6 protein-coding genes and 2 pseudogenes are annotated in these 6,282 nt (G+C 37.5%); 3 read left to right on the top strand and 5 right to left on the bottom strand.

What is annotated here, in order from left to right:
- Window positions 1-133: 133 nt before the first annotated feature.
- From B9T23_RS10585 to B9T23_RS10570, 4 genes and pseudogenes are all read right to left on the bottom strand, one after another.
- On the bottom strand, window positions 134-1,507 hold the full coding sequence (locus tag B9T23_RS10585; protein WP_086194078.1) for a dihydrolipoyl dehydrogenase: 1,374 nt from the start codon (window positions 1,505-1,507) through the stop codon (window positions 134-136).
- An 82-nt stretch (window positions 1,508-1,589) separates the two neighbouring features.
- Window positions 1,590-2,779, bottom strand: a pseudogene (locus B9T23_RS10580) (hypothetical protein).
- A 202-nt stretch (window positions 2,780-2,981) separates the two neighbouring features.
- Window positions 2,982-3,408: pseudogene (locus B9T23_RS10575) on the bottom strand (beta-lactamase hydrolase domain-containing protein).
- Entirely contained in the window at window positions 3,401-3,736 is a 336-nt protein-coding gene (locus B9T23_RS10570; protein ID WP_067723058.1) for a TIGR01244 family sulfur transferase, read from the bottom strand. The pseudogene B9T23_RS10575 and the gene B9T23_RS10570 overlap by 8 nt, the downstream one beginning before the upstream one ends.
- A gap of 124 nt (window positions 3,737-3,860) precedes the next feature.
- Between B9T23_RS10570 and B9T23_RS10565 the strand changes: the two genes are divergently transcribed.
- The 3 genes from B9T23_RS10565 to B9T23_RS10555 are packed head-to-tail and all read left to right on the top strand — an operon-like array spanning window position 3,861 to window position 5,619.
- The gene (locus tag B9T23_RS10565; protein ID WP_086194077.1) at window positions 3,861-4,757 is read left to right on the top strand and encodes an alpha/beta hydrolase; all 897 of its coding nucleotides are present in this window, start codon (window positions 3,861-3,863) and stop codon (window positions 4,755-4,757) included.
- Window positions 4,758-5,195 (top strand): thioredoxin TrxC, encoded by a 438-nt coding sequence (gene trxC, locus B9T23_RS10560; protein WP_067723056.1) that lies wholly within the window; start codon window positions 4,758-4,760, stop codon window positions 5,193-5,195.
- A gap of 1 nt (window position 5,196) precedes the next feature.
- Window positions 5,197-5,619 carry an acyl-CoA thioesterase gene (locus tag B9T23_RS10555; protein WP_067723055.1) on the top strand — a complete coding sequence of 141 codons (423 nt, stop codon included), beginning with the start codon at window positions 5,197-5,199 and terminating at the stop codon, window positions 5,617-5,619.
- A 152-nt stretch (window positions 5,620-5,771) separates the two neighbouring features.
- Here the strand turns inward: B9T23_RS10555 and B9T23_RS10550 are convergent, their stop codons facing one another.
- Window positions 5,772-6,272, bottom strand: a complete 501-nt coding sequence (locus B9T23_RS10550; RefSeq protein ID WP_086194076.1) for a DUF4442 domain-containing protein — start codon at window positions 6,270-6,272, stop codon at window positions 5,772-5,774.
- Window positions 6,273-6,282: the final 10 nt, after the last annotated feature.

Raw genomic sequence — 6,282 nt, 5'->3', positions numbered from 1 at the left:
TCATCGCCAGCTCATTATTCCGAAAATCCCCCTCCGCTATAAAGCAGAGGGGGTTTTTTATGCATAAAAAAGAAAGCAAAAAAGAAGGCTGCCGTAATAAGATCAAAGATGAAGAGAAACTCGAATCCTGTTTTTATTCCAGCTGCCGTCGGGCATGTTTAAAGGCCGTTCTGAGGCCTTCTTCCAGGGTGGGATGGTAGAACGGTTTATCCAATATCTCATCCAGGGTTAAGCCTCCGGAGATCATCCAGCATAATAGATGTGCCATATGTTCAGCAGACTCAACAAACAGTTCGCTTCCTAAAAATTTTCGTGTTATTTTATCAATATAAACTTCAATAGCACCTTTATTTTTACCCAAAACTATCGCCCGACCCTGTGTTTCATATGAGACAAAGCCAGTGACAAATTCAATTTTAGATTGAGTAAGCTGTTTGAAACTCTGTCCCACAATAGCCATTTCAGGCTGACTAAAAACAATACCAAGTGGAGTAAGAGTTTTGATATTTTTAAGTTCAGGAAAGTTTAGGCAATTATGAACTACAGTTCGTCCTTCGTGAGCAGCTTCGTGCTGAATTGGAGAATTGGTATGGGCATCGCCAATAATGAAGATTGGATAATCAGCTAATTGTTTAGTGTGCGTATCAACAGGAAGTTTTTTTAGATCAGTAAATTTAGAATCAATACTTTCTAGACTTAAACTGTTTAAATAACTGTTACGTCCTGTCGCCACCAATAAATAATCGGCAGTAAAACTGCTTTGAGTTCCTTTTTCTGTGTAATTAATTTTAACTTTATTACGAAATTTGCTGACTTGTTCTGGTAGTACTTCAAACTTGATATTTAATTCTTCACTTAAAGTATTCTGAGCAATCTTCTGTAGTTCTGGGCTTGTGAGCGAGCCAACTTTACGACTACGTGCAAAAACAGTCGTTTTAATCCCTAAACGTTGCATGGCTTGTGCTAATTCAATAGCAATAACTCCACTACCGATCACTGCTAATGATTTTGGTAAAGTCTCTAGTTCAAAGATTTGATCAGATGTAATGAGCTTATCCCTAAGTTCATCTTTCCAATCGCTATTAATAGTGGGGGTAGATCCAACAGCGATAATAAAACTTTTAGCTTGGTAGTGTTGTTGATTAACTTGAACCATTTTTGAATCGATGAAATGGGCTTTTCCAGAGATTTTATGGGCATCATCCCAACTATTAACTTCTTTTAACGTTGCATGGGTAAAGCGATCACGTAGCTCCCTTACATGTTGCATCACTTGAGAAGTATCCATTTTAGCTGAAACCCTTAATGCAACTTCTTGAGCATGTTGAATTTCATGCATTCTGTTGGCTGTGGAGATAAGTACTTTACTTGGCATACAACCGACACGTGCACATGTGGTATCCCAAGGACCATCATTAATAATAAGAATATTTTGGGTGTGCTTTATTGCTTCTTTATATGCAGATATTCCTGCAGTACCAGCACCGATAATAATGATGTCGTACATAAAATTAATTTTTCTAAAGAGACGTGAATTCACTATATAAAAAAACCCTCACTAAAGAGGGTTTCCTTGCAATTATTTACACTTAATATTTCAAACCACTTGGTTGAGTTAAGCTTGTAGTTATAACTTTATTATTGTTTGTAGAAGTACCTTTAAACGAAATTTTATTAATAACATGTTCAAATGTTAAAGAGCCTGTTTGTAACAGTTTAAATTTGAAAATATTCGAGCCTGTTAGTTTTATGCTTCCGTTAAGGGACTGAGTGTTTAATGAAGGAGTTTCATTTTCTACTCGTGTACCATCAATGGCTGTTACATTGGCTAAAATAGCTCTTGCTCTCCTGATGCTCTAATTCGATAGCTCGAAGAGCTATTTGTATCACCTGGTACTGAATTTAATGTAAATGATACAGGCTCAGCAAAGGATACGTTAGGATTATCATTGATTAATACATTAAAGCCGGAACCGGATTCAAACATAAATAATTCACCATCATTGGATGTTAAATCTTTATATGTACTAAATGCCCCTGTAGTAACTTCCTTTTCAACAGGTTGATTTGTTACAGGATCTATTGTTGTAGTAGTTACAGTAATTTTATAATCACTTGTTGCGTCATTAATTAAAATAAACCGTTTTTGAGAGGTTTGAGTAAGCCCCCATGATTGTTCAAATGGATATGAAAATGCACCAGTGATAGTAACATCATGGAAGTTCTTGTCTCCATTTTCATTCTCAAAAATAAAGATACGAGTTTTAGCTTGATAGCCTTCTAAATTAGGTGAAACATCATCACTCTTTAATTTAATGTTTTTTAGATCATCAGCAGTTATATCATAATCCCAATTATCATAACCATTCACTAAGCCTTTAATTTCATTGCCTGTAAATGAATAGCATGCTCGATAATCACTTGTACTTTTTTCAAAACACTTAGAACGATAATGAGATGAAAAATTATTTAAATTTATTTTTCGTATATCTAAAGTTAATTGTAATGGGCCTTGGGCGAATGTATCTAAAGCATGATCAATATAACCTTTAGCAGAGTTTGCATCAGTAGGATCATAATTCCCAAATAGGAATTGACCTTCACGTTTTAAAATATCAAGTTCTGCTTTAACTGTTTCTATAGGAGTTGGTGTTTCAGGTGTTGTTGTTTAATTATTTTGTTTAGAATCAGCATTATTATAATAACCATCACTACCCCCCCCGCATGCAACTAATAAACTTGCCAAAGCTAGCGCTAAAGAGCTTTTTATAGAACCCATATCTTACCTCAAAAAATTATGTTATGTATTAAATTTGTTTATATTGGTTAAAGATAACACACATAAAAAATGGCGCAAAGAGCGCCATATATATTATTTTGATGTTTAAATGCTCGTCCCCACACTCACCCCAACCGTAGGTCGAACATTCATCGAGCTACATCCAACCATGACACATGAAATAAGCAGTAGAAAAATTATTTTATTCATTAAGCAATCCTAATTTTTTCGCTTCATTAAATAATATTGAAGAGCGTGTACGACTTCGACATATCATTAAAATTGGTTTTGGAAGCTCATTATAATATTTTGCAAATACAATCACGTCTGTTTTAGAAACTTTACCGATTGATAATCTGTTGATAAATAACACTAACATGATCTTGTTCGGCAATATTACGCAATTGATTGACGGAAACCAGATTGCCTTGTTCCTGATCAGGACGATTCACAATGACGGATCTAAAACCTTGATGGATCAAAGTTTCAAATTTGTTTGCCGTCATTTGACCTGTAACACTTACAGAGGAATTTAAACTACGGGTTAAATCAGTAGTTTCTGCAAAAATCGGTGTATTGCAGGCCAAACTTAAACTAAATAAAGCACTATAAACAACGTGCTTAATCATCCAGTAAATCCATTTGTTTTGCGATTTGATATAAATTATTTGAGCGATTACCCGTACGACAAAACATCAACACTGGTTTGGGAAGTTCATTGAAGTGATTGGCAAAAGTACGTACATCGACTTCAGTAATTTGACCCGCAACGACAGGTTGGAAAACGTAATCTAAACCGGCATTGCGTGCAGCTTCTTCAATTTGTGCACTTGTAGGTTGTTCTGGACCACCTTCCATATCCGGACGGTTGTTGATAATCGATTTAAAACCTTTCTCAGCAACTTGTGCTACTTGTTCTGGGCTAATTTGACCTGCAAAGCCGACATTTTCACTCATTTCGTCACTCCATAATTCGTTAAATAGATTTATGCTTTATGATAGCATTAAGCTGAAACTGGAGCTTAATCTGTTGAAATTTTTATAAGCGATTACAACCATAAAATAACGCAATGGAGCGCGTATGCATTCCTATATAGTTGAACCACTGTATGTAAATAGTGGGCAAGAGGTCATTGCTGCAGATTTTTACCGTCCCAAAACTGAACACAAACCTGCTGTCATTATTATGGCGCATGGTTTGGCAGCGTTACGTCAATTTAAACTGGTTCAGTATGCCAAGCGTTTTGCTCAAGCCGGTTATGCAGTGGTATTGTTTGATTATCGTTATTGGGGCGGGAGTACGGGGCGTCCACGTGAATTGGTGTCGATTCAATCTCAATTAGAAGATTGGCGAACCATGATTGCGCATATTTTAGAGCGAAAATCAGTAGATACGCGACGGATCGTACTTTGGGGTACCTCTTTAAGTGGAGGGTATGTCTTAAATTTGGCTGCAGAATTAAAAAATGTTCAAGCCGTAATAGCTCAAATCCCCTTCGTGGATGGAACAGAAAGTGCCAAGCTTTACCCTTTACAACAACTACCGAAAGCATTAAAAATATCAAGTCAGGACTATATGGGTGCAAAAGTGGGCATGTCTCCAAAAACCTTGCCTGTCGTAGACAAAAAGGGTTTATGTTTTATGCCGACAGCCGATAGTTATGACGGATATTTATCCATTGTCAATCCAGATTATTACTGGAGCGGAGAGATTCCAGCACGGATCTTTTTTAATTTAATGCGTTACCGTCCTATTCAGGATGTGCGTAAAATTAGTGTGCCTGTTTTATTTATTGCTTCCAAGCAAGATAGCCTGATTCCACTTGAGTCGAGTCGTGAAACAGCAACCAATATTGCACCTTATGTACAATACCATGAGTGGGATATGCAACATTTTGATATATATCATGGTCAATGGTTTGAAAAAGCGATATCTACCCAATTAGAATTTTTACATCAACATATTGGAGTGAGCTAAATGATTATTGTATGTCCTGCGTGTGGTGCTAGAAATAGAGTGCCAGAAGATAAATTAGAGGCAAATCCAAACTGTGGTCAGTGTCAACATGCGCTTATTCCTTTAGCTCCAATTGAGTTGAATGAGCACAATTTTAGTAACTTCGTCACTCATAGTGAATTGCCTGTGCTCATTGATTTATGGGCAGAATGGTGTGGTCCTTGCAAGATGATGGCCCCTCATTTTGAACAAGTGGCAAAACAAAATCCGAGAGTGATTTTTGCGAAAATTAATACCGAAGAATCACCGCGACTCAGTGGTGCTTTTAGTGTACGGAGTATTCCGACATTAGTTTTGATGAATAAAGCCAACGAAATTGCTAGAATAAGTGGTGCTTTACGATCTACAGAGCTGCAACAGTGGCTAGATCAACAATTGAATGCCAAAACTGGGAGCTAATGTGTCAGATACTTATGTAAAACCTGAAGGAACCCTTTCCCTTCAAACCATTGCAATGCCAGCAGATACCAACTGGAGTGGTGATGTCTTTGGTGGGTGGATTGTTTCACAAATGGATTTGGCAGGTGCAATTCACGCAGAGCGTTTCAGTAAAGGGCGCTGTGCAACCATTTCGATTAATCAAATGACTTTTCTGGTTCCTGTAAAAGTCGGTGATGTGATTAGTTGCTATACCAAGATTTTAAAAGTGGGTAATACCTCAATTCAAATGCAAATTGAAGTGTGGGACAGCCATGACGATTCACGTGAACCGATCCGTGTGACAGAAGGGGTATTTACCTTTGTTGCGGTAGACGTGAAAGGTGGAAAGCGTCAAATTCCAGATGATGTAAAACAAAAATATTTAGCATCGCAACCAGCGTAATAATCAAAGAAAAAAGCCCAATCATGATTGGGCTTTTTTATATTTTGAATTTTTTAAAACAGCATCTGGTTTATTTTGAGCTAAGCAATTTTTTACAGAAGTAAAAATTCGTCACTTGATTTAGCTTTAAGTAACGAAAATTAAAAATTAAATTATCTTTTTAATTGTGACTTGGATACCCAAGCCCACAGCATTTCGCATTGAATCGGCTCTTCACCTGATTCATCAGTAACCTTTACGGCAACCAGCGTTTCACCTTTTTCAGTGCTTTGCATTAATTTTTGCTGATCATCGGTGAGTGTTGCAGTGGCAGTCATGGCACCTTGGGTTGGACGTTTAAAATCGATTTTTAAACTTTTGATGAGCACAATACAGGAATCAGGAACATTCATGCCAGTGACAAAACCGGTGGCTGTTTCAGCAATCAGCGCCATGGCACAGGCATGTACCTGACCAATATGGTTCTGCATCGCACGATGGTTTTCGATTTTCACCACCACTTTGGCGTGGCTCACTTCGAGATAGCGAATATTGGCGCTACCCACCATCGGCACGACCCGACCAAACGCTTTGCTCCACAGTGTACTGCGAATACCTTTGGGTAATTTAGCGGTTGCTTTAACCAGTTTTGATAAGCGATTGGTCGGTGTCATGAAGTTCCTC

It is taken from the genome of Acinetobacter terrae, from assembly GCF_002135195.1.
In the GTDB taxonomy this organism is placed as follows: domain Bacteria; phylum Pseudomonadota; class Gammaproteobacteria; order Pseudomonadales; family Moraxellaceae; genus Acinetobacter; species Acinetobacter terrae.
Note: the sequence above shows the minus strand (reverse complement) of the source record. Positions and strands in the feature narration are given on the sequence as shown.